This is a genomic window from Pectobacterium peruviense (genome assembly GCF_003312355.2).
GTDB classification, from domain to species: domain Bacteria; phylum Pseudomonadota; class Gammaproteobacteria; order Enterobacterales; family Enterobacteriaceae; genus Pectobacterium; species Pectobacterium peruviense.
Genome location: NZ_CP161826.1, coordinates 1,929,812 through 1,956,588 on the forward strand (window position 1 = coordinate 1,929,812; position 26,777 = coordinate 1,956,588).

The 26,777-nt window shown below is 49.6% G+C and carries 20 protein-coding genes and 1 other RNA gene; 15 read left to right on the top strand and 6 right to left on the bottom strand.

The window, feature by feature from the left end:
- Positions 1-255: 255 nt before the first annotated feature.
- From apbE to ydiK, 3 genes are all read right to left on the bottom strand, one after another.
- Positions 256-1,302, bottom strand: coding sequence for an FAD:protein FMN transferase ApbE (gene apbE, locus DUT67_RS08795; protein WP_113633088.1), 1,047 nt, complete (start codon positions 1,300-1,302; stop codon positions 256-258).
- A gap of 91 nt (positions 1,303-1,393) precedes the next feature.
- An RNA gene (rprA, locus tag DUT67_RS08800) (antisense sRNA RprA) lies at positions 1,394-1,505 on the bottom strand.
- Positions 1,506-1,785: 280 nt separating this feature from the next.
- Entirely contained in the window at positions 1,786-2,904 is a 1,119-nt protein-coding gene (gene ydiK, locus DUT67_RS08805) for an AI-2E family transporter YdiK (protein ID WP_113633089.1), read from the bottom strand.
- A gap of 417 nt (positions 2,905-3,321) precedes the next feature.
- Here ydiK and DUT67_RS08810 point away from each other — a divergent pair, with 417 nt between their 5' ends.
- Together DUT67_RS08810 and DUT67_RS08815 are read left to right on the top strand one after the other, a co-directional pair.
- Positions 3,322-6,375: an FAD-binding and (Fe-S)-binding domain-containing protein gene (locus tag DUT67_RS08810; protein WP_113627815.1), complete on the top strand. Its 3,054-nt coding sequence runs from the start codon at positions 3,322-3,324 to the stop codon at positions 6,373-6,375.
- Complete coding sequence (locus DUT67_RS08815) at positions 6,375-6,791, top strand: hotdog fold thioesterase (protein WP_048259727.1); 417 nt, start codon at positions 6,375-6,377, stop codon at positions 6,789-6,791. Before DUT67_RS08810 ends, DUT67_RS08815 begins: the two co-directional genes overlap by 1 nt.
- Before the next feature lie 67 nt (positions 6,792-6,858).
- On the opposite strand, the gene DUT67_RS08820 is transcribed toward DUT67_RS08815, so the two are convergent.
- Positions 6,859-7,260, bottom strand: a complete 402-nt coding sequence (locus DUT67_RS08820; protein ID WP_048259728.1) for a hypothetical protein — start codon at positions 7,258-7,260, stop codon at positions 6,859-6,861.
- Between the two features lie 426 nt (positions 7,261-7,686).
- Here DUT67_RS08820 and sufA point away from each other — a divergent pair, with 426 nt between their 5' ends.
- From sufA to DUT67_RS08855, 7 genes are all read left to right on the top strand, one after another.
- Positions 7,687-8,058, top strand: coding sequence for a Fe-S cluster assembly scaffold SufA (sufA, locus tag DUT67_RS08825; protein ID WP_039299022.1), 372 nt, complete (start codon positions 7,687-7,689; stop codon positions 8,056-8,058).
- A 13-nt stretch (positions 8,059-8,071) separates the two neighbouring features.
- Positions 8,072-9,571: a Fe-S cluster assembly protein SufB gene (sufB, locus tag DUT67_RS08830; protein WP_011093431.1), complete on the top strand. Its 1,500-nt coding sequence runs from the start codon at positions 8,072-8,074 to the stop codon at positions 9,569-9,571.
- A 97-nt stretch (positions 9,572-9,668) separates the two neighbouring features.
- Complete coding sequence (sufC, locus tag DUT67_RS08835) at positions 9,669-10,415, top strand: Fe-S cluster assembly ATPase SufC (RefSeq protein WP_005970394.1); 747 nt, start codon at positions 9,669-9,671, stop codon at positions 10,413-10,415.
- Complete coding sequence (gene sufD, locus DUT67_RS08840; RefSeq protein ID WP_113633090.1) at positions 10,390-11,736, top strand: Fe-S cluster assembly protein SufD; 1,347 nt, start codon at positions 10,390-10,392, stop codon at positions 11,734-11,736. The genes sufC and sufD overlap by 26 nt, the downstream gene beginning before the upstream one ends.
- Positions 11,736-12,959 (top strand): cysteine desulfurase SufS, encoded by a 1,224-nt coding sequence (sufS, locus tag DUT67_RS08845; protein ID WP_113627817.1) that lies wholly within the window; start codon positions 11,736-11,738, stop codon positions 12,957-12,959. The genes sufD and sufS overlap by 1 nt, the downstream gene beginning before the upstream one ends.
- A 33-nt stretch (positions 12,960-12,992) precedes the next feature.
- Positions 12,993-13,409 (top strand): cysteine desulfuration protein SufE, encoded by a 417-nt coding sequence (gene sufE / locus DUT67_RS08850; RefSeq protein WP_103807807.1) that lies wholly within the window; start codon positions 12,993-12,995, stop codon positions 13,407-13,409.
- Positions 13,410-13,785: 376 nt separating this feature from the next.
- On the top strand, positions 13,786-14,808 hold the full coding sequence (locus DUT67_RS08855) for a L,D-transpeptidase family protein (protein WP_113633092.1): 1,023 nt from the start codon (positions 13,786-13,788) through the stop codon (positions 14,806-14,808).
- A 191-nt stretch (positions 14,809-14,999) separates the two neighbouring features.
- On the opposite strand, the gene DUT67_RS08860 is transcribed toward DUT67_RS08855, so the two are convergent.
- Together DUT67_RS08860 and pykF are read right to left on the bottom strand one after the other, a co-directional pair.
- Positions 15,000-15,236: a major outer membrane lipoprotein gene (locus DUT67_RS08860; protein ID WP_005970385.1), complete on the bottom strand. Its 237-nt coding sequence runs from the start codon at positions 15,234-15,236 to the stop codon at positions 15,000-15,002.
- 314 nt (positions 15,237-15,550) lie between these two features.
- Positions 15,551-16,963, bottom strand: coding sequence for a pyruvate kinase PykF (pykF, locus tag DUT67_RS08865; protein WP_048259733.1), 1,413 nt, complete (start codon positions 16,961-16,963; stop codon positions 15,551-15,553).
- Between the two features lie 645 nt (positions 16,964-17,608).
- Between pykF and licT the strand changes: the two genes are divergently transcribed.
- From licT to DUT67_RS08895, 6 genes are all read left to right on the top strand, one after another.
- Positions 17,609-18,472 carry a BglG family transcription antiterminator LicT gene (licT, locus tag DUT67_RS08870; protein WP_113633093.1) on the top strand — a complete coding sequence of 288 codons (864 nt, stop codon included), beginning with the start codon at positions 17,609-17,611 and terminating at the stop codon, positions 18,470-18,472.
- A 308-nt stretch (positions 18,473-18,780) separates the two neighbouring features.
- Complete coding sequence (gene bglF / locus DUT67_RS08875) at positions 18,781-20,682, top strand: PTS beta-glucoside transporter subunit IIABC (RefSeq protein ID WP_113633094.1); 1,902 nt, start codon at positions 18,781-18,783, stop codon at positions 20,680-20,682.
- A gap of 35 nt (positions 20,683-20,717) precedes the next feature.
- Positions 20,718-22,112, top strand: coding sequence for a glycoside hydrolase family 1 protein (locus tag DUT67_RS08880; RefSeq protein WP_113633095.1), 1,395 nt, complete (start codon positions 20,718-20,720; stop codon positions 22,110-22,112).
- Positions 22,113-22,367: 255 nt separating this feature from the next.
- Positions 22,368-24,008 (top strand): carbohydrate porin, encoded by a 1,641-nt coding sequence (locus DUT67_RS08885; protein ID WP_113633096.1) that lies wholly within the window; start codon positions 22,368-22,370, stop codon positions 24,006-24,008.
- An 86-nt stretch (positions 24,009-24,094) separates the two neighbouring features.
- Positions 24,095-25,285 carry an alpha/beta hydrolase-fold protein gene (locus DUT67_RS08890; RefSeq protein ID WP_189339560.1) on the top strand — a complete coding sequence of 397 codons (1,191 nt, stop codon included), beginning with the start codon at positions 24,095-24,097 and terminating at the stop codon, positions 25,283-25,285.
- Between the two features lie 106 nt (positions 25,286-25,391).
- Positions 25,392-26,405, top strand: a complete 1,014-nt coding sequence (locus tag DUT67_RS08895) for a nucleoside hydrolase (protein ID WP_113633097.1) — start codon at positions 25,392-25,394, stop codon at positions 26,403-26,405.
- Positions 26,406-26,777 lie beyond the last annotated feature (372 nt).

A 26,777-nucleotide genomic window follows, 5' to 3' on the forward strand; every position in this document is an offset into this window, starting at 1 on the left:
ATCGCGTAGCGACACGATTTCGCGAAAAGCCTGGGGTCATGGGGCGGTGGCGATTGAACCGCCCCATGTCGGGCGCATGCTGCGACAGTTGAAAAAATTGACTGAAGTTAGTGCGCACGAAATTTTCACTGTGGCTACAGAAATTTATTTCCCGGATTTGTGGGGGGAACTCTCAATTTGCAGGGATGCCTCACTCCGTGGTCGCCCGTGTATCTCGTTCTTATCACGATGGGTTGCCAGTAGTCCTGGCATCTTTTACGGTGCCGCAATCAGGAATGATTTAAATTGTGGCGTCATTACCGCGCTAAAGCCTTTATCCGTTTTGGTAATCAGATAAACCGCCAATCCTTGCTGCTCAGCCAGCTTCAACGCTTTCTCCGTTCCCAACACCATCAAACCCGTATCCCAGCCATCCGCTTCCAGCGCGGTAGGCGCAATCACAGTGGCTGAAACCAGCTGATGATTAATCGGTCTGCCCGTCTCAGGGTCGATAACGTGAGAATAGCGCTTGCTGTCCTCCTCAAAATAATTTCGGTAGCTGCCGGACGTGCTAATCGCGTAACCCTGCAAATTCACCGCCGCCTGCGCTGCATTTTCCTGATCGGTTGGTTTCTGAATCGCCACACGCCATGGCGTTCCTTCGGCATTTATGCCACGGCTGGAAATTGCACCGCCGACGGAAACCAGATAATTGGTGATCCCTTTACGCGTCATCAACTGTGCGAGAACGTCTGCGCCGTAACCTTCGCCTAGCGTGGAAAGATCGACGTACAAATCCGGGAGATCTTTCTGAATCCATTCTCCTTTTTCGTCACCGATCAGTTTCAGGTGGCGTAGCCCGACGTTTTGCCGTGCTAAATCGATCTGTTGTTGGCTGGGAATGCGTGTCGGTTGCTTCTGTGGGCCGAACCCCCAGAGGTTAACCAATGGGCCGACGGTGATATCCATCGCACCGTGAGTGGCTTTACCGATACGCAGTGCGGCCAGAATAATATCGGCCATGCCATTGCTGATAGGCTGCGGATCCGTTCCCCGATACTGATTAAAGCGAGATAGCACTGAATCGTCACGGTAGGTGGAAATATCGTTATTGGCCTGCTCCAACAGAGCATCAATTTCCCGTTGTAACTGTGTTTTATCTTCAGTGACGTCGCCGCTAATTTTTACGCTGTAGAACGTCCCCATTGTCTTGCCTTCAATGGTCAACAAAGGGCGCTGTGCGGTAGGTGTCGGGTTATCGCAGGCTGTCAGAAGGCTGAATAAGCCACAGAGTAGTAATCTCTTCGCGGCGAGAGGCGTCATGAAAAACTCCTGAAAAAGCTGAACCGAGGGTGGCAGACAGGAGAGTAGCAAAAAAGGAATGCAGCGTAATTGAATGGAAGAGAAATGAAAGGAAAAAAAAGGCCCATCTCAGGGGATGGGCAAAGACTACACACAGCAATTCGTTACTAACTCTGACGAGGAGGAAACCTCATTGACAAACAGTAGGTTAATACTAGCTCCGGTATTAATCCTATGGATTATGTCCTATTCAGTCATTAAGAATCATCCTAATAGTTAATTATCTTTTAAGGATCGGCCTCTCAGGGTTTTTATATTGTCAATAATATTGATGCATTAGAGAAATGATACCAAAATTTTTAGGACTAATCCCTAAGAATAGAGGGTTAATCATTAGCTATTTTTACCTATTGGAAAAATGAGGGAATGATAGTGAGGAGGACGCGATGCTGAAAGCGGGAAATACGTGAGCGGCGCACCGCCCACGGGAAGAAAAGAAGGGGATTACTGCGATGAATCTTTATTCGGTGTCTTGGTCGTATTAACGGAAATGATGTTCTGTGGTTCGGGGATTTCACGCATCCAGGCAAACAGCAGACGATAGGAAACGGCGAGGACGACTGGGCCAATAAACAGTCCAATCATGCCAAACGCCAGCAACCCGCCAATCACGCCGGAAAGAATCAGTAGCATAGGAAGATCGGCACCCATTCTGATTAGCATCGGACGAATCACGTTATCAATCGTTCCAACGACGCAACTCCAGACTAGCAGGATGGTGCCCCAGGTATTATCGCCCGTCCAATACAGCCAGATAATGGCTGGAATAAGCACCAGAAGTGGCCCCAACTGCGCCAGACAACACAGAAACATCAGAACGGTTAGTAGTGTGGTGTAGGGAATCCCAGACAGCCCCAGACCGATTCCACCTAACACCGATTGCACGATGGCCGTTACCACCACGCCCAGCGCGACAGCACGAATTGACTGCGCTGCCAGAATCACGGCGGCATCGCCACGCTCCTGCCCAAGCCGTATAGCGAAATGTCGCACGGCTTTTGCAACTGCTTCACCTTTGTAGTACAGCAGAGCACTGAAGATAAGCATCAGCGAACAGTGCATCAGAAAGCGGCCGACATGCGCAGCCTGTGCCACCAGCCAGGTTGCGGTTTTACCAAAGTAGGGCTGTACCTTGGCGAACAGGCCGCTGCCGCCGCTTTGTAATAGCGCCTGCCAACTGTTGAATAATTTATCCCCGACTAAGGGAATTGACGTCAGCCACTCCAGCGTCGGCGGTGAAAAGTTTTCCTGCCTGGCGCCCCAACTCATTAGTGCAGAGCTGTTATCGATCACACTACTGACGAGGACGGCAATCGGCACAATAAATAACAGGATAAGCAGAAGCGTCATGACAAGCACTGCCAGAGAACGTCGCCCCCATAATAGCGCCTGAAATTTAATCAACATTGGCCATGTGGCAATGACCACCATACATGCCCAGGCGAATCCCAGAATAAAAGGCTGCACGACCCAAAAACAGGCAATAATCATGATGGTAATAAACACCAGACTGAACAGGATTCTGGCCAGGTCAAATCGTGGTGGTTGAGAATATTTGCTCAACGAATCGTTCCTCAATAGCAAAAGAAAAGGCTGAAGGTGAGGTAGTTTGGGTGAAGTGATCTCATCACCAGTCATCATGAGATATTTCAGGGTGTTTTGACAGCCTGTTGAACATTTTGTTGGTGAAACAGCGGTTAGCCAACACGCTGTATGTTTTTGCCGTTCTGGGAGCGCACACGATTGCGAAATGTGATAAAACGTGATGTCCCCGATGAAAGGGCGGCTATATACCAATGCTCGTCACTTAAGCGTGGCTTTAGGGGAAACACGGTGATGAGGTTCCCGTAGGGATGCCTCACACCGTGGTAGCCCCGGTATCTCGATCCTTAAGCGATCGACATTAGGCATATACCCCTCTTCACAGGCATATCACGACATATTGGCAAACACATCACGTACGGACAGGGTCAAAAAATAATGATCCCACAGATCACGCAATCTCCCGGGCTGGTTCAGCCGGTACTTAATTTTCTGGAAGCATTAAAGAAAAACGGATTCACGGGCGATACGGCGACCAATTATGCCGATCGTCTGACGATGGCGACGGATAACAGCATCTATCAACTCTTACCGGATGCGGTGGTATTCCCCCGTTCAACTGCCGATGTCGCGATCCTGTCGCGGCTGGCGGGTGAGTCGCGATTTTCAGGGCTGACCTTTACCCCACGCGGTGGTGGAACAGGAACGAACGGACAGGCGCTGAATCGCGGTATCGTGGTCGATATGTCGCGTTATATGAACCGCATTCTCGAGATCAATCCTGAACAGGGTTGGGTGCGCGTCGAGGCTGGCGTCATTAAAGACCAGCTCAACCAGTATCTTAAGCCTTATGGCTATTTCTTCGCGCCTGAACTGTCGACCAGTAACCGCGCGACGCTGGGAGGCATGATCAATACCGATGCATCAGGGCAAGGCTCGCTGGTGTACGGTAAAACCTCAGACCATGTGCTGGGGCTGCGTGCGGTGCTGCTAGGCGGCGAGATGCTGGATACGCAGGCGATGCCGGTAGAACTGGCAGAACAACTGGCAGAAGAAGATTCTCCCGTCGGCCGCATTTACCACACGGTGCTGCACCACTGTCGCGAACAGCGCGCGTTGATTATCGACAAATTCCCTAAGCTGAACCGCTTTTTGACTGGCTATGACCTGCGCCACGTGTTCAGTGACGATCTGCGTACCTTTGACCTGACGCGCATTCTGACTGGGGCTGAAGGCACGCTGGCTTTTATCACCGAAGCGAAACTCGATATCACGCCGTTGCCGAAGAGCCGTCGTCTGGTAAATATCAAGTACGACTCCTTCAATTCAGCGTTGCGCAATGCGCCATTTATGGTGGAAGCGCAGGCGTTATCCGTCGAAACGGTGGATTCCAAAGTCTTAAATCTTGCTCGGGAAGATATCGTTTGGCATTCCGTTAGTGAACTGATTACCGATGTGCCTAATCAGGAAATGCTTGGCCTGAATATCGTTGAATTCGCCGGTGATGATGAAGCGCTCATCAACGGGCAGGTGGAGTCGCTATGTCAGCGGCTGGACACACTGCTGGCTACCGGAGAAGGCGGGGTAATTGGCTATCAAACCTGTAACGACCTGTCTGGAATCGAACGTATTTACGCCATGCGCAAGAAAGCTGTCGGGCTACTGGGTAATAGCAAAGGACAGGCCAAGCCTATCCCGTTTGCGGAAGATACCTGCGTGCCGCCTCAGCATCTGGCCGATTACATCGAGGAGTTCCGCGCGCTGCTGGACAGCCACAATCTGACGTACGGCATGTTCGGCCATGTGGATGCCGGGGTGCTGCACGTTCGCCCAGCGTTGGACATGTGCGACCCGCAACAGGAAATGCTGATGAAACAGCTTTCCGACCAGATTGTCGCGCTGACGGCCAAATACGGCGGTCTGCTGTGGGGCGAACACGGTAAAGGTTTCCGCGCCGAATACAGCCCTGAATTTTTTGGGCCGGAACTGTATGCTGAGCTGCGCCGTATCAAGGCTGCGTTCGACCCTGATAACCGACTTAATCCCGGGAAGATTTGTGCGCCGCTGGATGTTGATGCACCGATGATGAAAGTCGATGCGGTCAAGCGTGGCACGTTCGACCGTACGATCCCGCTGACGGTTCGCACCGCATTCCGTGGAGCGATGGAATGTAACGGCAACGGATTGTGCTTCAACTTTGATGCGCGTAGCCCAATGTGTCCGTCGATGAAAATCAGCGGAAACCGGATTCACTCCCCGAAAGGTCGTGCGACGCTGGTACGTGAATGGTTACGCCTGCTGGCAGAACAGGGCGTCGATCCCGTTGCATTGGAGAACGCTTTACCGCAGCAGAAGTTGAGTCTGCGCGCCTTTATCCAGAAAACTCGTAACACCTGGCAGGCGAAGCAAGGCGATTATGACTTCTCGCATGAAGTCAAAGAGGCGATGTCAGGCTGTCTGGCGTGTAAAGCTTGTTCAACGCAGTGCCCGATCAAGATCGACGTGCCCGGTTTCCGTTCCCGCTTCCTACAGCTTTATCACACGCGCTACCTGCGTCCGGTTCGTGATTATCTGGTGGCCGGCGTCGAAAGCTATGCACCGCTGATGGCTCGGAGTCCGAAGACGTTTAACTTCTTCCTGAAAATGCCGTTGCTGAATAACCTGAGCCGTAGCCAGATTGGCATGGTCGATTTGCCTTTGCTGTCATCGCCGTCGCTTCGTCAGCAGTTTGCTGGGCATAGTGGAGTCAACACTACGCTCGAACAGTTGGAACAGCTATCGGAGCAGGCGCGTCAGCAGTACGTGCTCATCGTGCAGGATCCGTTTACCAGCTATTACGATGCGCAGGTGGTGGCGGATTTCGTTCATCTGATCGAAAAACTGAAGCTGAAACCGGTACTATTGCCATTCTCGCCAAACGGAAAGGCGCAGCACATTAAAGGCTTCTTACAGCGCTTTGCCAAAACGGCATCGAAGACGGCAGATTTCCTGAATCGTGTTGCCAAACTGGGAATACCGATGGTGGGTGTCGATCCGGCACTGGTGCTTTGCTACCGTGATGAATACCGTGAAATTCTGGGTGAGAAGCGTGGTGATTTCCAGGTGCAACTGGTGCATGAATGGCTAGTAACGGCGTTGGCAGACAGCACGCCCCAGCCTGCCACTGGAGAGTCCTGGTATTTGCTCGGCCACTGTACGGAAACGACCGCGCTGCCAATCAGCACTAAGCAATGGGCCGATATCTTCGCGCGCTTTGGCGCAAAACTGGAAAATGTCAGCGTTGGGTGTTGCGGCATGGCGGGAACCTACGGCCATGAAACCAAAAATCTCGCCAACTCGCAGGGAATCTATGCGCTCTCCTGGCAACAGGTATTACAGAAGTTGCCGCAGAAACGCTGCCTGACCACCGGCTATTCGTGCCGTAGTCAGGTAAAACGCATGGAGGGCAGTGCATTACGCCATCCGCTACAGGCCCTACTGGAGATTCTCTGATGCTATGGAAACGACAGGTTACGCTTGATCAGCTTAATCAACAGAGCCAAGCGTGTATGGTTGGTCATGTCGGTATTCGTTATACCTGCCTTGCGGAGGATTATCTGGAGGCGGTGATGCCAGTGGATTCACGCACGCGCCAGCCGTTTGGCTTACTGCACGGCGGCGCTTCTGTCGTGCTGGCGGAATCGCTGGGCTCTGTCGCTGGCTATCTGTGTTCTGAGGGCGATCAGCAGGTGGTGGGGCTGGAAATCAATGCTAATCACCTGCGTGCCGTGCGTGAAGGTGAGGTTCGGGGAGTATGCCGTGCGCTTCACGTCGGTCGCCGTAGCCAGGTGTGGCAGATTGAGATTTTTGATAATCAGAATCGTCTGTGCTGCATTTCGCGTCTGACGACGTCGGTGATTACGCCGTAAGCATAAAACGCTGAACCAGACTGCTGGCGGGTCTGGTTCGGTTGTTTTTTAGGTAAATCGATAATCTTTAGGGTAGAAAAGGCACACGCTTAACGAAGTCCGTCTGAAACGCGGTCGCTTTATCCCATGAGCCTTGCATGCTTAACTGATGGCAAATCGACTTCAGCGTGTTACGGGCAAAGTAGTAGCTTTGCACTCGAAAGAGGTGGCAACGTCCTTCATTATTGATCTCTTTAATCAACCGATTGTGCAACTTGACCAGTGCGTGCAGATAACTGTCGTCATCGCCATTTTTCAGACACAGTTCAACCATGTTCATGCAGGCGTTATGAAAGCGACGTAAATGATCAATATTACTTCCCGGACGGTTCAGGCGAGCTTCCGCCATATAGAAATCAACAGTGGCATCGCGAATCTGAAATTTATATTCGTCAATCTGGTGGTGCAGCCAGGCATTCACGGAAAGCATGGTTATCGATCCTGGATATTAAATGATAATCATTATCATATTAATAAAAAAGGCCATGATCAATGGGCAAAACGTGCTTTAACGTTAAAATTACGATCGGAAATCACATAAATCTTCATATACCTTCCCTGTTTTATAAATAGGTATCACCGATAAATGTTATAATAATGATAACGAGATGATGATTTTTATCTGACCGAAAGCGATAGAGCTATTGATAATAATTAATTTATTATCAATAGGTTGGGTTGTTTCTTTCTGTGTTATCTGGGACGTTTAAGGCATGTAAAATAGCACTCTTGGCAGGCTAAAAAATCAAATGTTACGAATAGCCCTGCAAAACAAGAGGTTGAAGCTAGTTTCATTATCACTAACATTAGGGGAAACCAGCCTAAAACTGGTACCACACGCAATGAGGTATTCCATATGCAAGCGGAAAATGTAGGGACGTTTTCACTGGATGAAAATGTCTGGCAAGGACTGACGCTAACCGATAGCGCCGTGAAGCAGATTAAGAATCTGATGACGCAGGATGAAGCGGTGCAAGGACTGCGGCTTGGCGTTAAACAATCAGGCTGTGCTGGGTTTGGCTATGTGCTGGATTTGGTGCAGGAGTTTGAAACCGACGATCTGGTATTCGAGCGTGATGGCGCAAAACTGTATGTCCCACTGAAAGCGATGCCTTTCATTGACGGCACAGAACTTGATTTCGTCCGTGAAGGACTGAATCAGATATTCAAGTTTAATAATCCCAGAGCGCAGCATGCTTGTGGATGTGGCGAAAGCTTTGGCATTTAAGTGATGAAAAATTATGGCACGTAGCACGGTAGATGTACCTGATGATGTCCAGATCTGGATGGGTGATGGACGCTATAAAGAAGGTTTCTTCACGCAATTGGAAACCGATGAGCTGGCGCACGGCATCAACGAAGATGTCGTACGGGCGATCTCGGCGAAGCGTAATGAACCTGAGTGGATGCTGGAATTCCGTCTTAACGCTTACAAAGCGTGGCTGGAGATGGAAGAGCCGCATTGGCTGAAAGCCCATTACGAGAAACTCGACTATCAGGACTATAGCTATTATTCCGCGCCTTCTTGCGGTAACTGCGACGACAGCTGTGGCTCTGAGCCCGGTGCCAAGCAGCAATCCGGGATTACGGACGTGAATAATTACCTGACCAGCGAAGTAGAGAATGCCTTTAATCAGCTGGGCGTTCCCGTCCGTGAAGGTCAGAAAGTCGCGGTCGATGCTATTTTCGACTCGGTATCCGTTGCGACCACGTATCGGCATGAGCTGGCTGAAAAAGGCATTATCTTCTGTTCATTCAGCGAGGCGATTCAGGAACATCCCGATCTGGTGCGTCAGTATCTCGGTACCGTTGTACCGGCGAACGACAACTTCTTTGCGGCACTGAATTCGGCGGTCGCTTCTGACGGCACGTTTGTGTACATCCCGAAAGGCGTGCGCTGCCCGATGGAACTGTCGACGTATTTCCGTATCAATGCGGCAAAAACCGGTCAGTTCGAGCGTACGATTCTGATCGCCGATGACGACAGCTACGTCAGCTACATCGAAGGCTGCTCCGCACCTGTTCGTGACACCTATCAGCTGCACGCGGCGGTGGTGGAAGTGATCATCAACAAGAATGCCGAAGTGAAATATTCCACGGTGCAAAACTGGTTCTCCGGTAAAGATGACACTGAAGGTGGCATTCTGAACTTCGTGACCAAGCGCGCGTTGTGTGCGGGTGATCATTCAAAAATGTCATGGACACAGTCGGAAACTGGTTCGGCGATCACCTGGAAATACCCGAGCGTCATTCTGCGCGGTGACTACTCCGTGGGTGAATTCTTCTCTGTTGCCTTGACCAACGGTCGTCAACAGGCCGATACCGGCACCAAGATGATTCATATCGGCAAAAACACCCGTTCGACCATCATCTCCAAAGGGATTTCTGCTGGGCGCAGTGAAAACACCTACCGCGGTCTGGTGAAGATTATGCCGAGCGCGACCAACGCCCGTAACTTTACCCAGTGTGACTCCATGCTGATCGGCAGCGAGTGCGGCGCGCACACCTTCCCGTACGTGGAAGTGCGCAACAATACTGCGCAGTTGGAGCATGAAGCGACGACCTCGAAAATCGGCGATGATCAGCTGTTCTACTGTCTGCAACGTGGTATCAGCGAAGATGACGCTATTTCGATGATCGTGAACGGATTCTGTAAGGACGTCTTCTCTGAATTGCCGCTGGAATTCGCGGTAGAAGCACAAAAGTTACTGGCGATTAGCCTGGAACACAGCGTGGGTTAATTCGGCGGTTACCGGGATTTTCACAGACGAATAATGAGAATCATCGGTCCCGGAATTCATTAAGCGCTCGCCATATTGAGCGTTGGAAGGAATAAGCATGTTAAGCATCGAAAATTTAAAAGTTAGCGTAGAAGGCAAAGAGATCATCAAAGGGCTTAATCTCACCATTAAGCCGGGTGAAGTTCACGCGATTATGGGCCCGAATGGCTCAGGAAAAAGTACGCTCTCCGCGACGCTGGCTGGGCGCGAAGAATATGAAGTCACCGACGGTTCGGTGAGCTTCAAAGGAAAAGATTTGCTGGAGCTGTCTCCAGAAGATCGCGCAGGTGAAGGCGTCTTCATGGCGTTTCAGTATCCGGTAGAGATCCCTGGCGTGAGCAACCAGTTCTTCCTACAGACCTCCGTTAACGCAGTGCGTAAATACCGCGAGCAGGAACCGCTGGATCGCTTTGACTTCGCCGACTTTATCGAAGAAAAGATCAAGCTGCTGAATATGCCGGAAGATTTGTTGACCCGCTCGGTCAACGTGGGCTTCTCCGGCGGCGAAAAGAAGCGTAACGACATTCTGCAAATGGCGGCGCTGGAGCCGGATCTGTGCATTCTGGATGAAACCGACTCTGGTTTGGACATCGACGCACTAAAAATCGTCTCTAACGGCGTGAACTCCCTGCGCGACGGCAAACGTTCGTTCATCATCGTCACGCACTACCAGCGTATTCTTGATTACATCAAACCGGATCACGTACACGTTCTGTATCAAGGGCGCATTGTGAAATCCGGTGATTTCTCGCTGGTGAAACAGTTGGAGGAGCAAGGCTATGGCTGGCTTACCGACGAGCAATAATGTGACGAGCGATAACGTGGCGGGTAAAACCAGCATCGCACAGAAACAAGAACAGGCGCTGCAACAATGGCATGGCCTGTTTGAACGCGATGCGTCGCGTCGTTCTGAAGACGCAAACAAACACTGGCAGGACGTGGTGCGTCTTGGCTTACCGCATCGTAAGCACGAGCACTGGAAATACACGCCGCTGGATGGCTTGCTGAGTAATGAATTTGTCGCACCCCAGGCACCCCCGATCGATCGTGCGGCGGTGGATGCACTGGCATTCGCGGTGGATAGCTGGCGTCTGGTGTTTGTCGATGGCGTATTCAACGCAGAACTAAGCGACAGCGCCTGGGGACCGTATCAGGTTAACGTACAGGCGTCGCATGCGCGTGGCGTGTTGCCTGCGGCGATTCAGTCAGAAGTGTTCCTGCATCTGACCGAAAGTCTGGCGAGTACGAGTACATTGATTCGTTTGGCTGCCGGGCAGCAAGCGGAAAAACCGCTTTACCTGCTGCACATCAGCAGCAGCCAGGCTGCGGCGTTGAACACGGTTCACCATCGTCATCATTTGAACGTTGAACGTGGCGCGAGTGCGGAAATCATCGAGCACTATGTCAGTCTGGACGAGCATGCGCACTTTACTGGTGCACGCCTGACGGTGAATGCAGCGGAGAATAGCCAGGTTAGCCACTATAAGCTGGCATTTGAAGCGGCGGCGAGCTACCACTTCGCGCACAACGATCTGGTTCTGGCTCGTGATGCTCGGGTTCGCAGCCATAGCTTCCTGCTGGGAGCAGGGCTGACGCGTCACCACACCAGTGCTCAGTTGAACGGCGAAGGGACGAATCTGTCCATGAACAGCCTGATTCTGCCTGTCGGTAGCGAAGTGTGTGATACGCGAACGTATCTGGAACACAATCAGGGCAACGGCGAAAGTCGTCAGTTGCATAAAGTCATCGTCAACGATCGCGCCCGAGCGGTATTTAACGGCATGATCAAGGTTGCGCCACATGCGCTGAAAACCGACGGACAGATGACCAACAACAACCTGCTGCTGGGTCGACTGGCCGAGGTAGACACCAAGCCGCAGTTGGAAATCTATGCGGATGACGTGAAATGCAGCCACGGCGCGACCATTGGCCGTATGGACGAAGAACAGCTGTTCTATCTGCGTTCTCGCGGTATTACGCAGCAGGATGCGCAACAGATGATCATCTTCGCCTTCGCAGCGGAAGTCACAGAAGCGATTGAAAACGAGTCTCTGCGAGATGCGGTTCTGGAACGTATCGCGCAGCGTTTGCCTAACGCGCTGGCGAATGCCGGCAAGGCGGTATGATGAGTTATCCTATTGAACGGGTTCGTGCTGATTTCCCGCTGCTGGCAAGCGAGGTTAACGGCCAGCCGTTAGCCTATCTTGATAGCGCCGCGAGTGCGCAAAAGCCACAGTCGGTGATTGAGCGTGAAGCCGAATTCTATCGCCATGAATACGCCGCTGTGCACCGCGGCATTCATACGCTGAGCGCGCAGGCGACCAGCGCGATGGAAGCCGTACGCGAAAAGGTGGCGTCCTTTATCAATGCCGCCTCAGTGGAAGAGATTGTCTTTGTACGTGGTACGACGGAGGCCATCAATCTGGTGGCTAACAGCTATGGCCGCACTTTCATCCAGCCGGGCGATAATCTGATTATCACCGAGATGGAGCACCACGCGAATATTGTTCCCTGGCAGATGCTGGCAGAAGCGCGTGGCGTTGAAGTTCGCGTATTGCCGCTGGCTGAAGATGGTTCGCTGGATGTGGCACAGCTTCCCGTGCTGTTGGATGAACGCACTCGTCTGCTGGCGGTGACGCAGATATCCAACGTGTTGGGCACGCTGAATCCAGTAAAAGCGATGATTGCACAGGCAAAAGCAGCGGGCGCTGTTGTGTTGATCGATGGTGCGCAGTCGATTATGCATCAGCCTGTCGATGTGCAGGATCTGGATTGCGATTTCTTTGTCTTTTCAGGACATAAGATCTACGGCCCTTCAGGCATTGGTGTGCTGTATGGCAAACGTGACCTGCTTCAGGCGATGCCACCGTGGGAAGGCGGCGGGGCGATGATCCGTCAGGTCAGCCTGCATACGGGTACCACCTATGCAGATTCTCCATGGCGCTTTGAAGCCGGATCGCCTAACACGGGCGGCATCATGGGCTTAGGTGCCGCTCTGGATTATGTGACGGCACTGGGGCGTGAAGAGATTCAGCGTTATGAATCTTCGCTAATGCAGTACGCGCTGGAAGCGCTAACGCAGGTGCCCGATCTGACGTTGTACGGTCCTGCTGAACGCCACGGCGTTATTGCGTTTAACCTTGGGCAGCACCACGCCTATGATGTGGGAAGTTTCCTCGATCGATATGGTATTGCGATTCGCACCGGCCACCATTGCGCGATGCCGCTGATGGAACACTATGGTGTTCCCAGTATGTGCCGCGCTTCGCTAGCCGTTTATACTACACGCGAAGAAATTGACCGGCTGGTTGCCGGATTGCAACGTATCCATCGATTGCTGGGCAGTTAAGCGCCGCGCGCGAATCTGTTCGGGGAGGAAACCATGGCGAGTCTGCCAGAACCGCAGAAGCTGGCGCGCAATTTTGCGCGCTGTAATGACTGGGAAGAAAAATATCTGTATGTCATCGAGTTAGGGGAGCGTCTTGACCCACTGCCCGATGAGTGGCGTAATCCCGATAACCTGATTTCGGGGTGCCAGAGCCAAGTGTGGATTGTGACACAGCCTGACGAACAGGGCGTTATCGCTTTGCACGGAGACAGCGATGCTGCCATTGTGAAAGGCCTGATCGCGGTAGTTTTCAGCCTGTATCAGGGGCTGACAGCGCAGGAGATTGTTGAGCTGGATGTGCGACCGTTCTTTGAATCGCTGGCGTTGAATCAACACCTGACGCCATCCCGCTCTCAGGGACTTGAGGCGATGCTGCGTGCCATTCGTGCGCATGCCGCTGCACTGCTTTAATTCTCTCTGCTTCGCTGAGTATAAAAAAAGCGCTGTGACGGAAAAACGTTCAGCGTTTTTTTTGTTTTTTCATTTACTCATTTTTACCAACGATACGTTATTGTTTTTCGGTTCATTTATTAACTCGCTGATATTTCAGAATTCGTCCCGTATATTTATTTCCCGTTAAATTTTATCCTGACACTGTTTTGTAAAGAATTGAATATCAATGCTTTGATTTTTAAATCAAATATTCTTTTGTTACAACAATGCTAATATATACCCACGTTCGGTGGAGAGGCGCAGCAACCGCTGCATTGACACCAGATCAAGAGGTATAGCCGGATACTGCATTCTGGGTACACAACCAGATGTTATTGATTGTAGGGAACCTAATATGAAACGCGCGTTAACTTTACTTGGTATGGCTTTTGCGACATACCTGGCCAGCACCGCCGCTAGAGCGACGGAATACCCGCTGCCGCCACCCAATAGCCGCCTTATCGGTGAAAACATCGCTTATACGGTCCCCAATGATGGCCGTCCGCTTGAAGCTATCGCGGCGGATTTCAAGATTGGTTTACTGGGCATGTTGGAAGCAAATCCTGGCGCGGATCCTTATCTGCCGACACCGGGTTCTACTCTCACGATCCCAACACAAATGCTGCTGCCGGACACCCCGCGTGAAGGCATTGTGGTCAATCTGGCGGAATTACGTCTCTACTACTATCCGAAAGGGAAAAACACCGTCATCGTTTACCCGATCGGCATTGGTCAATTGGGGCGCAATACGCCACTGATGACGACCAGCGTGAGCGAGAAACGTGAGAATCCAACCTGGACGCCAACGGCGAACATTCGTAAGCATTATCTGGAAGAGCAGGGCATTAAGCTGCCTGCTGTCGTTCCAGCTGGCCCGGATAACCCGATGGGGCTACATGCATTGCGTCTGTCAGCTCACGGCGGCGTTTATTTGCTGCATGGCACAAACGCGGACTTCGGTATCGGCATGCGCGTAAGCTCCGGCTGTATCCGTCTGCGCCCAGATGACATCAAGGCGTTGTTTGACAACGTACCAGTAGGTACGCGTGTGCAGATTCTTAATGATGCGATTAAAACCTCCGTTGAACCGGACGGTAAACGCTATGTTGAAGTGCATCAGCCTTTGTCGAAGACCGATAAGGACGATCCACAAACCATGACGATTCCGTTGACGGCGAAGACGCAGAAGTTTGTTAAGGACACGGAGACGGACAGTAAAGCCGTTTCTGATGCGATTGTACGTCGTTCCGGCATGCCGATTGTGGTTAGCGTAGGTCAGGATATCAATACCTACCAACCACCGGTAGAGTCGTCTCCAGAAACGCCTAAGACGCATCAGGTTGCGCCAATTACCGCCATCAGTACTACGTCTCGTTAATCATGAAATAAACCGGTCAGGTGCGTCTCAGGCGCATCTGTGCTGGTTCAAGGATCGGATGGAAGGATAGTGACGGCAGACAACGTGTAAAAGGGATGAATGCGAAGGTTGATGGAACAGAACTGCTGACAGAACAAAGGCAAAAAAAATGGCGCACACTGTGCGCCATTTTCACTACTTAACCAGCTCGATTACTTTTTGTAAGTACGAACTTGGTTGTCCAGACGCTGGTTAGCACGAGCTGCGTCATCTTTAGCAGCTTGTACGTCAGAGCGGATTGCGTTCACGTCGTTGCTCAGTTGGTCAACTTTAGCGTTCAGAGTCTGAACGTCAGAAGACAGCTGATCAATTTTAGCATTGCTTGAACAACCAGCAAGCAGAGTAGAACCCAGGATTACCGCGCCCAGTACCAGTTTAGTACGATTCATTATTAATACCCTCTAGATTGAGTTAATCTCCATGTAGCGTTACAAGTATTACACAAACTTTTTTCTAATGAGAATAAATTTTTGATGAGAACATGCTTAATTTCGATCGTTCGCTCAAAGAAACAGCGAGTTTTACCTATTAATTAAAAAAGTAAGGAAAACAGCGCTATTTTTATCGGATAACTCTGAGGCATTAGGCTATTAAAAAGGCGTGTTACACAAACGCATTAATTAGGTTATCGCGCTGTAGAAAGTCGTTTCAGAATATAAAAAAAGCGCCATTAAGGCGCTTTTTACCGATCTGATAGTGGGGATCAGAGACGATGTACGGAAGCGGTGTTGGTTGTGCCGCTGGAAACCAGTGCACCAGATACCATCACCACAACATCACCTGCTTGCGCATGACCGGTCTTCAGCGCTGCTTCTTTACCGAGGCGGTAGAAGTCATCGGTAGAGGCAATTTCCTTCACCAGCAGCGTATCAATGCCTTTGCTCAGCAGAAGCTGACGCGCAGTGACTTCATTTGTCGTCAGCGCCAGAATGCGGGCATTCGGGAAGTATTTGCGGATAGATTTTGCAGACTTACCGCCACTGGTCGCAACCACAATCAGCGGTGCATCCAGTTTCTCTGCAGTTTCTACCGCGCCACGGCAGACGGCTTCAGTGATACGCAGAACTGGAGGAGTCTTAATGGTATCCAGACGGCTTTTCATCACGGAATCGGTACGCTGACAGATCGTCGCCATAATGGTAACGGATTCCAGCGGGTATTTACCTTTCGCACTTTCGCCAGACAGCATAACGGCATCGGTGCCGTCGATGATGGCGTTCGCCACGTCGCCAGCTTCAGCGCGGGTAGGACGTGGGTTTTTGATCATTGAATCCAGCATTTGCGTCGCGGTGATAACCACTTTGCGTGCCAGGTTACATTTTTCGATCATCATTTTCTGTGCGAAGATCACTTCTTCAACCGGGATCTCAACGCCCAAGTCGCCACGAGCAACCATGATGCCGTCAGATGCTTCCAGAATTTCGTCGAAATTGTTCAGACCTTCCTGATTTTCGATTTTGGAGATGATCTGGATGTGCTCGCCACCATGTGCTTTCAGGTGTGCGCGAATTTCTTCAACGTCGGAACGTTTACGGATAAAGGAAGCAGCAACGAAATCGACGCCTTGTTCGCAACCGAAAATCAGGTCACGTTTGTCTTTTTCAGCCAGAGCAGGCAACTGGATGGAAACGCCTGGCAGGTTAACGCCTTTGTTCTCGCCCAGATCGCCATTGTTCAGCACTTTACACACGACGTCGCTACCGCTGACGGCTGTAACCTGCATACCGATCAAGCCGTCATCAACCAGAACCGTGTCACCCACGCTGAGGTCTTCGGTGAATCCAGCGTAAGTGACTGCGACGCGATCTTTGTTACCCACGATGCTTTGATCGGTGGTGAACGTGAACGCTTGACCGGCGGTCAGCGTTACGTCAGCGCCGTTTTCCAGCTTCATGGTGCGGATTTCTGGGCCTTTGGTGTCAAGCAGGATAGCAGCTTGCTGACCAGTTTTTTCCATGACGGCACGCAGGTTCTTGATGCGTTGGCCATGTTCTGCGTAATCCCCGTGAGAGAAGTTCAGGCGCATAACATTCATGCCGGCAGACAGCAGGTTGCCAAGCATTTCTTCTGACTCTGTTTTCGGCCCGATGGTACAAACAATTTTTGTCTTTTTCATACGATAGTTTCTACAAGTTGTGATGGATAAAAAAACGAGTGAACCAGTGGCGTTCTAGGACAAGCCGCTGGAAAGAATGAGTGAGGAAACAGTGTAAAAGAGGTAAGTATAGATGGTCGTAGCGAATGGGTAATGAAGTGCGCAACTGCTCGCCGCATGAGATTAGCGGAGGGGCGCGTTGGCGATGCCGTTGATAATAATATTATTGATAGTGGCACGTTGTTTAGCTGAAACCATTCAATTGAAACGACGTTTCGTATTATAGTTATTAAGCGACGAGAAACAAGGTGGCAAAAGGTATGAAATTGAAGATTTTGTCACGTTTACGCAAAAAACTGAGCGATTTGGGGTTTTTACCTAACTTTGTTGCGCAACTGCCTAAAAAATCCGCCGTAGAAATACGCTATTGCGGCGGGTGATGGCAAGTTGTTGATTCTTGTAACAGCCGACAATAAATAAAGAAAGTGCGTGTAAGCGACATGCTTTTCTATCGATCCGTATCACGTTTTTGTGTCATGCTCCTTGAGAAGATGAATGCAGATGGTAGTTTACCAACCATTGCGGATTGTTACTGCGTAAGCAGGCAAAACCAGATGCTCGTTCTTGTTACGGGTGTCTGGTTTTTTTGTTTCCAGGGTTTGAAAAATGAAGATTGCCAAAATACTCAACAATAATGTCGTCACCGCAATCGACGAAAACAATAATGAGTCGGTTGTGATGGGACGCGGGCTGGGCTTCAAAAAGCACTCTGGCGATCTGCTGGATGAAACGCTGATTGAACGTGTTTTTGTGATGAAATCAGGAGAACTGACCTCGCGCCTACAAGAGCTGCTGTCAGAAATTCCGATGGATGTCATCACAACGGCAGACAAGATCATTTTGCTGGCAAAAGCGCGGTTGCCCGGGAAACTGCAAAACAGCGTCTACATCTCTTTAACGGATCACTGCCATTTTGCGATAGAGCGCCACAAGCAAGGCGTGGATATCCGCAATGTGCTGTTATGGGAAATAAAGCGCCTGTATCCAAAGGAATTTGCTGTAGGGATGGAAGCGCTGGATATTATTGAGCAGCGTTTGTCCGTACGGTTACCGGAAGATGAAGCTGGGTTTATTGCTCTGCATTTGGTGAATGCGCAACTCGACAGCGAAATGCCAGAAGTCTTGCAAATTACCAAAATCATGCAGGAAATACTGAATATCGTAAAATATCAGCTCAATCTAGATTATAACGAGCAAGCGTTAAGCTATCATCGTTTTGTTACGCATTTAAAATTTTTTGCGCAACGATTAATAGGGAAGAGTACCGTATTTAGTGATGATGAATCACTGCATGATGTGGTAAAGGAAAGATATCAACTGTCTTATCGCTGCGCAGAAAAAATACAGGCACATATTGTTCAAAAGTATGCTTACACGTTAACAAAAGAAGAATTAATGTTCTTAACGATTCATATTGAGCGTGTGCGAACGGAAGGTTTGGAGAAAATAGAACCAGGCGATGGAGAATAATTTCTGCTAATTTGCTTTTCGTCACAAAATAGCAGCGTAGCAAGATAAATGCCTTGCTTACGATGAAAGTGAAAGAATAGAGTATGTGGAAAGCAAATTATCAGATGAAGTACGTTTTTATTGTTGGCGCATAAGTCGCGCTGACAAAGAATCAGGATTGTTACTGTCAGGCTAGACGGGCAGGCAAAACCTAAATCGTTTTCTCAATGTTTATTGGGAAAAGCGATTTAGGTTTTTTTTTGTCTTAAACAGATCTGGTAAACATAACATATTGATATATATGTCTGTTAAGTATTTAAGGATAGACGATGGAATACAAAGCATTAGCAAGTGAGATACTCGATGGTGTCGGTGGACGTAGCAACGTCATTAGCGTGATGCACTGTGCAACCAGACTGCGTTTTAAACTAAAAGACAGCAAAAAGGCGGATGCAGCTGCGCTGAAGAATAATTCAGGCGTGATCATGGTGGTTGAAAGTGGCGGACAATTTCAGGTCGTCGTAGGCAATCATGTCAGTGATGTATATCGCAGTTTACTGAATGTTTCTGGATTGACCGACCAAAGTGATGCCGAAAATAATGGGGGAGATGATGAGAAAAAAGGAAATATTTTCTCTCGCTTCATCGATATTATTTCTGGAATATTTACGCCATTAATTGGCGTGATGGCAGCCTCCGGTATTTTAAAAGGTTTCCTGGCGCTCAGTCTGGCCTGTGGTTGGATGGTTGAAACTAGTGGAACATATAAAGTGTTATTCGCCGCAAGCGACGCACTCTTCTTTTTCTTCCCTATTGTTTTAGGTTATACCGCAGGGAAAAAATTTGGCGGCAATCCATTCGTTACCATGGTGATTGGCGCAACGCTAGTTCATCCATCAATGATTGCTGAATTTGGTGCGATGCAGAACGCCGGTTATCAACAGCTTTATTTCCTCGGCATTCCGATTACCTTCATTAATTATGCCTCCTCGGTTATTCCGATTATTTTCTCGGCCTGGCTGGCTTCACGTCTGGAAAGGCCGCTGAATGCCATCTTGCATATTAATATCCGTAATTTCTTCACGCCGTTGTTCTGCCTCTGTATCACTGTTCCCGTCACGTTCCTGCTGATTGGCCCGGCTGCAACCTGGCTTGGGCACATGCTGGCTAGCGGTTACCAACTGATTTATGGGTTGAACTCCATGATTGCGGGCGCGCTGATGGGGGCGCTGTGGCAGGTGTTTGTTATTTTTGGTCTTCACTGGGGGTTAACGCCATTGATGATCAACAATCTCAGCGTGTTGGGACACGACACCATGATGCCTCTTCTGGTTCCGGCGGTATTAGGGCAGGCGGGCGCGGTGCTGGGCGTATTGCTGCGTACTCGTGACATGAAGTTAAAAGGTATTTCTGGTTCGGCTTTCTCCGCTGCAATCTTTGGTATTACGGAGCCAGCAGTGTATGGCGTTACGCTGCCGCTGAAACGTCCTTTCATCTTTGGCTGTGTTGGTGGCGCAATGGGAGCCGCAATTCTGGGGTATTTCCATACCACCATTTATTCCTTCGGCTTCCCGAGCATCTTCACCTTTACTCAGGTTATCCCACCGACAGGTGTCGATAACACGGTCTGGGCCGCCATTATTGGTACGGCAATCGCCTTTACCTTCGCTGCGGTGGCTACCTGGGCCTTTGGGATTCCGTCGCAAGAAAATACGACAGCAGTAAATGCGGCTACTGCGGCACCGCAAGCCACCCAGAACCAGAGCGATGCAACGCGTAAACAAGCGATAAACAGCCCGATCGAGGGAACGGTGCTGCCGCTTGAGCAGGTCGGTGATGAAACGTTTGCGAGTGGATTAATGGGAAAAGGTATCGCGATTAAGCCGCTGGCCGGGCGTGTGGTTTCGCCTGTCAATGGCACGGTTGCGTCGCTGTTTAAAACCAATCATGCCATCGGCCTCGAATCGGAAGACGGTGCCGAAGTGCTTATCCACGTCGGTATCGATACGGTGAAGTTGGATGGTCAGCATTTCACCGCACACATTAAGACCGGCGATGTTGTGAAACAGGGCGATCTTCTGGTGGAGTTTGATTATCAGGCGATCGAAAAAGCCGGTTATGACACGACAACGCCCGTCATTATCACGAATAGCGAAAATTACGTTGATGTTCTGCCTACTGCCGGAAACACCGTGCAGGAACAGGGCGCACTGTTGACGTTAATCCGCTGAAATTGACATTTATGACCCAATTGGGAGGAGAAAAAATGAGCCATCAGTTTCCGAAAGAATTCTTGTGGGGAGGCGCGATTGCAGCCAATCAGGTTGAAGGCGCGTATTTAACGGACGGCAAGGGGCTATCAACGTCCGATTTACAGCCACAAGGTATTTTCGGCGAGATCGTCATGCGTACGCCGGGCGACAGTGGAACTAAAGACACTGCGATCGATTTTTATCACCGCTATCCCGAAGATATCGCGCTTTTTGCTGAAATGGGTTTCAAATGTCTGAGAACCTCGATTGCCTGGACGCGCATTTTCCCGCAGGGCGATGAAACCCAGCCGAATGAGGCAGGGCTGGCATTTTACGATCGCCTGTTTGATGAAATGGCAAAGTATGGCATTCAACCGCTGGTGACGCTGTCCCACTATGAAATGCCGTACGGTCTGGTGAAGAATTACGGCGGCTGGGGAAGCCGTGAAACGATTACGTTCTTCGAGCGCTATGCCCGCACGATATTCCAGCGCTATAAAGACAAAGTGAAATACTGGCTGACGTTTAACGAAATTAACTGCGCATTACATGCACCATTTACAGGTATTGGTTTACCTACTGAGAGTAGTAAGCAGGATATTTATCAGGCGATTCATCACCAGCTCGTTGCCAGCGCTAAAGCGGTGAAGGCGTGCCATGAAATCATCCCTGATGCCAAAATCGGCAATATGATGCTGGGTTCCATGTTCTATCCATTAACCTGCAAGCCTGCGGATGTAATGGAAACGATGCAGCAGAACCGCGACTGGTTGTTCTTCGGTGATGTACAAACCAGAGGATACTACCCGGCGTACATGAAACGTTTCTTCGCCGAGCACGGCATTACGCTGTCGGTAACCGAAGACGATCGTCAGTCTCTGAAGGAAACCATCGATTTCATCTCTTTCAGTTACTACATGACGGGTTGTGTGACCACAGATGAAGAAGTGAACCAGAAAGCCCGTGGCAATATTCTGAATATGGTGCCGAATCCGCATTTGGAAAGCTCCGAATGGGGTTGGCAGATCGACCCAGAAGGGCTGCGCTATATCCTGAACTATCTCTATGACCGTTACCAAAAACCGCTGTTCATTGTGGAAAATGGTTTGGGTGCCAAAGACAAACTTGAGAGTGATGGCAGCATTAACGATGACTATCGCATCAAATACCTGAACGATCACCTGTATCAAGTGGGTGAAGCGCTGGAAGATGGCGTTGAGGTAATGGGTTACACCTGTTGGGGGCCTATCGATCTGGTTAGCGCCTCAAAAGCCGAAATGTCGAAACGCTACGGCTTCATCTATGTCGATCGCGATGATGAAGGCAACGGTACGTTAGAGCGCCGACGTAAGAAAAGTTTCCACTGGTATAAAGAAGTTATTTCCTCTAATGGTGAAGCGTTGAAATAAACCAGCATATCGATACGTTATTTACGCATTCATTCTCAGAAAGAAGATCTGGAATGAATGCGAACTCTATTTTTTACTACCCATGGGAAAGATGGCAGGAGAATAAAATGAAACAGGAGGCGCGGCTAGCCATTAAATTATAGAAACGATCATTTGGGTTTTACAAAAAAGCTTTTTATAAATAGACGAACCATCGGCTGGCGTCGGAATGGCTTCGTTTTAAATCTAATAATGTACCCTACTCGGATAATAATCATGCGTAAAAAATTCCCTGTAAAGATGATGGTATTACTGATGTCGTCAGTGTTTTTGTCTAATGGTGCTATGGCCGCAAAATTGACCGTAGAAGAAAGATTGGAACTATTGGAGAGAGAACTGGCAGTAAATAAAGCTGAATTGCAGTCAACCAAAAAAGAGTTTCGTGAATATAAGACGAACGCAGAAAATAAAGCACGCTTGGCAGCAAACTCTGTGACAAAGGATAAACCACTGGTTATTACCTCTTCTGGCACGTCATCGGTTAATCAGGTTGTTCTTGCGCCTGTCGCTCAACCAGCCGCAAATACGGCTGATGATGTTATGAGTGCACCACAAAAGCCATTAACGTTAGCTGAGGTGAGCAAGTTCGTTAAGGATGATATTGGCTTTAGCTATACGGGGTATTTCCGTTCTGGATGGGCAACGGCCGATCATGGCGCACCAAAATCGTATGCGATCGGTTCATTAGGGCGTTTTGGTAATGAGCACAGTGGTTGGTTTGATCTCATACTGAGCCAAAAAGTTTATGCAGAAGGGAATAAACGTGTCGACGCCGTCATCCAATTGGATGGTAACGTGGGTATGCAGTACAACAGCGCCTGGTTTGGCGAAGACGCCGATAATGAAAATAAACTGCAATTCTCCCAGATGTACGTCAATACAAAAGGGTTCTTACCATTCGCCCCAGAGGCTGATTTTTGGGTAGGTAAAAATACCCTGCCAGTCTATGAAATTCAGATGCTGGACTGGAAAAGCCACCGTTCAGAAGCGGCGGGCGGTGTAGGTATTGAGAACTGGCAGTTGGGCGTGGGTAAGCTTGATGTCTCTTTGAACCGTGAAGACGTTAACGCGCGCCGATTCGTATATAATGATCCGAAGAAGGATAAAAATCAGGTCAATACGAATGCGGTTGATATCCGCTATAAAGGTATTCCGCTGTGGGATGATGCAACATTGTCTCTGATTGGTAAATATGCACAAGCCAATAAGAGCAATGTACAGAATAATAATGAAATCGATGGTTTATCGTATAAGTTGAAGGATGCCTGGACTGCTGGTGTCATTTTACGTCAAGGATTGTATAACGGTGGATTTAATGAATTCACCGTGCAAGGTGCGAGTAATTCTATTGCCAGCGGTTTTGCTAATATATCTGATGCTAACCCGACGTATAGCCGTAATGGTGACTACTATGGCAACCATTCTGGTAATGCCTTCCGCGTGATCTCGCAAGGAGAAATGTATTTGCGTGATGATGTCATTATGGCCAATGCGCTGGTCTATTCAAAAGGTAACGATATCTACAGTTATGATACCGGTGCAAATACTGACTTTGATAGCATCCGTGCCGTACTCCGTCCCGCCTATATTTGGGATAAGTTCAATCAGACCGGCGTAGAATTGGCGTACTTTAACCAAACCAATAAAACGAACGGCGTGAATTACCATGAATCCGGTTATAAAACGACGCTGTACCATGCGCTTAAAGTTGACACGAGTATCTTGAATTCTCGTCCAGAGATTCGATTCTATGGTTCTTACCTGAAAATTGAAGATAACGACATCAGTCAGGCCACATTTAACGACAGCAAGAGCGATCAATTCTCCTTGGGTATTCAGGCGGAAGTCTGGTGGTAATACCTGTTATCACGTCGGCACCGCTGAGGCGGTGCCATCACATTTAGCAAAAACAGACTCGATTACGTGATAGTCGGGATGGGATTATGCAAATGAACATGAAGAAAATATCTTTATCATTATTGACTCTAAGTATGCTGGCTGGCGTTTCTATCAACGCGTCTGCGCTACCTGCCGATTTTCCTGTTATGCCAGCAGCAACTGCCCCCGTGAGCCAGTATGTCACGGCGGTTAATGCGGATAGTAGCATCACTTTCCACCTGTTTGCGCCTACGGCGAAACAGGTCAGTGTTTTTACCGGTTCGACGCCCGATAGCATCGTGTCCCATGCGATGAAGAAAGATGAATCAGGCGTGTGGTCGTTCAAAACGCCGGTGTTGTCGCCGAACCTGTATGAATATTTCTTCAGCGTGGATGGTTTTCGCACCATCGATACTGGCACGGCGTTTACCAAACCGCAGCGTCAGGTGAATACCAGCCTGATTCTGGTGCCGGGGAGCATTCTGGATGTGCGCCAGGTTCCGCACGGTGAGCTGAGAACGCTGACCTATCACTCTAACGCGTTGAAATCACAGCGTCAGATGTATGTCTGGACGCCACCGGGCTATAGCGAATCGTCAAAACCGTTACCCGTGCTCTATTTCTATCATGGCTTTGGCGACACGGGTGCGTCTGCCGTGGTGCAGGGGCGGGTACCGCAGATGATGGATAACCTGCTGGCAGAGAAAAAAATTGAGCCGATGCTGGTTGTCATTCCTGACACGGAAACCGACGTTCCCGGGATTATTCCTGAAGAATACCCACCGCAGGAGCGGCGCAAGGTGTTCTATCCGCGTAACGCGTTAGCAGCGGATAGGGAACTTATTCATGACATTATCCCCGAGATCGGCAAACGTTTTAACGTTCGTCAAGATGCAAATGGTAGGGCGCTGGCTGGGTTGTCTCAAGGCGGCTATCAGGCACTGGTATCAGGTATGAGCCATCTGGATCATTTCGGTTGGCTGGCAACGTTCAGCGGCGTGACTACCGAAACGGTGCCAAACATGGCTGTTGCTGCACAGCTTGAACGGCCTGAGCAGATTAATCAGCAACTGAAGAACTTCACGGTGGTGATTGGCGAAACCGATAACATCACCGGTAAGGATATTGCGGGTTTGAAAACGGTGTTAGAGCAGAAAAATATCCGGTTTGACTATACCCACTATCCTAACCTCGGTCATGAGATGGATGTCTGGCGACCGGCCTACAGCGAATTTGTTCAGAAGCTTTTTAAATAGCATCTTCGTGCTGCGGGTTGAATATCCGTATACCCGCTTTCTCTGATGGCAGCTTGAATCGCCGAGCTGCCATATCAACGACTGCTCAGCACAGTTAAGGATAATCATGTTTATTCAAAGATACTTTTCTCGGTTTGCCATGCTGATCGTGGCATTACCTTTCCTCAGTGCGTTTACCGCTCAGGCACAAACTTCACCTTTTGATGTAGCCGATCATAAACAGATCCGCGTTATTGTCAGTGCCGATGCTAAAAACGAGGCTGACGATGATTTTGCCGTTGCCCATGCGGTGTTGACGGCAACGATGCAGGTGAAAGGGCTGATTGCCGCCCATTACTCTCGTACCGCGCCGCTGATGAAACGCGATGGCGAAAACAGCATGATGGAAAGCTATCATGAGCTCCAGCGTCTAATGAATGTGATGGGAAAGACGGATATTCCCGTTTATCGTGGTGCGACGCATGCCTTGAAAGCCGACGGTGGTGTGCCTGTATTGAGTGAAGGGTCACAGATGCTGATCAAGGAGGCATTAAAAGACGATCCGCATCCGTTGTTTGTGTTAGTCATGGGGCCGATTACGGATATTGCCGCTGCGCTGCAAGCTGAGCCGAAGATCGCCAGCAAAATGACGGTAGTGTGGATTGGCGGCATGCCTTATCCGAAAGGCGGCTGGGAATATAATATGTTCAACGATCCGGTGGCGGCGAACACGGTATTCACATCTCAGGTGCCGTTGTGGCAGGTTCCGCACAATGTCTACATGTCCGTGCGCGTCTCGCTGTCTGAACTTGCGGTGCGCGTTAAGCCACAAGGGAAAGTTGGGGAATACCTGTGGAAACAGTTGATCGAATTTAATCGTGCAATTTCCGAAACCATTAAAGATGTTCCCTGGCCGAAAAGCGAAGTTTGGGTCTTGGGTGACAACCCCTCAGTTTCTCTGTTGCTGGACGACCACGAATATCACTACACGCTGGTTAACGCACCACAGTTAAACGACGATCTGACCTATGCACCTCAGGAAAATGCGCGCCAGATTCGGGTGTATAACGCGGTTGATGCTCGCTTCACGCTGGAAGATTTCTACGCCAAGCTGGCGTTGGCTTATGGTCAGGGAAAATAAAAACTCCTGAAGAGTTAATTCCGCTTACTCAAGCGTGGATTTAGAGCGTTCACGGTAATACATCCCCGCGGGGATACCTCACGCCGCGTTTTATCAGAAAACACACTGGGATGAACTTCCGACACGAACACCTCATCCCAGTGCTCGCGCACATACCTTGATGCCGAAGCTGGCAGTTTTAAGTACTGAATTTTTAAGCTCATAATTTTTAAGCCCGCAATTTTTAAGTCCCTTGTCTTATTCTGGCGATTCCCAGCACTCCGTGACTGAGACAATCCTCATATAACTTTCGATACGATTCATTACTTTTCTTTACCTTTGATCGAAAACAATATTTTAAATGCATCTTTTTGGTATTCATAGGGCGAGCAA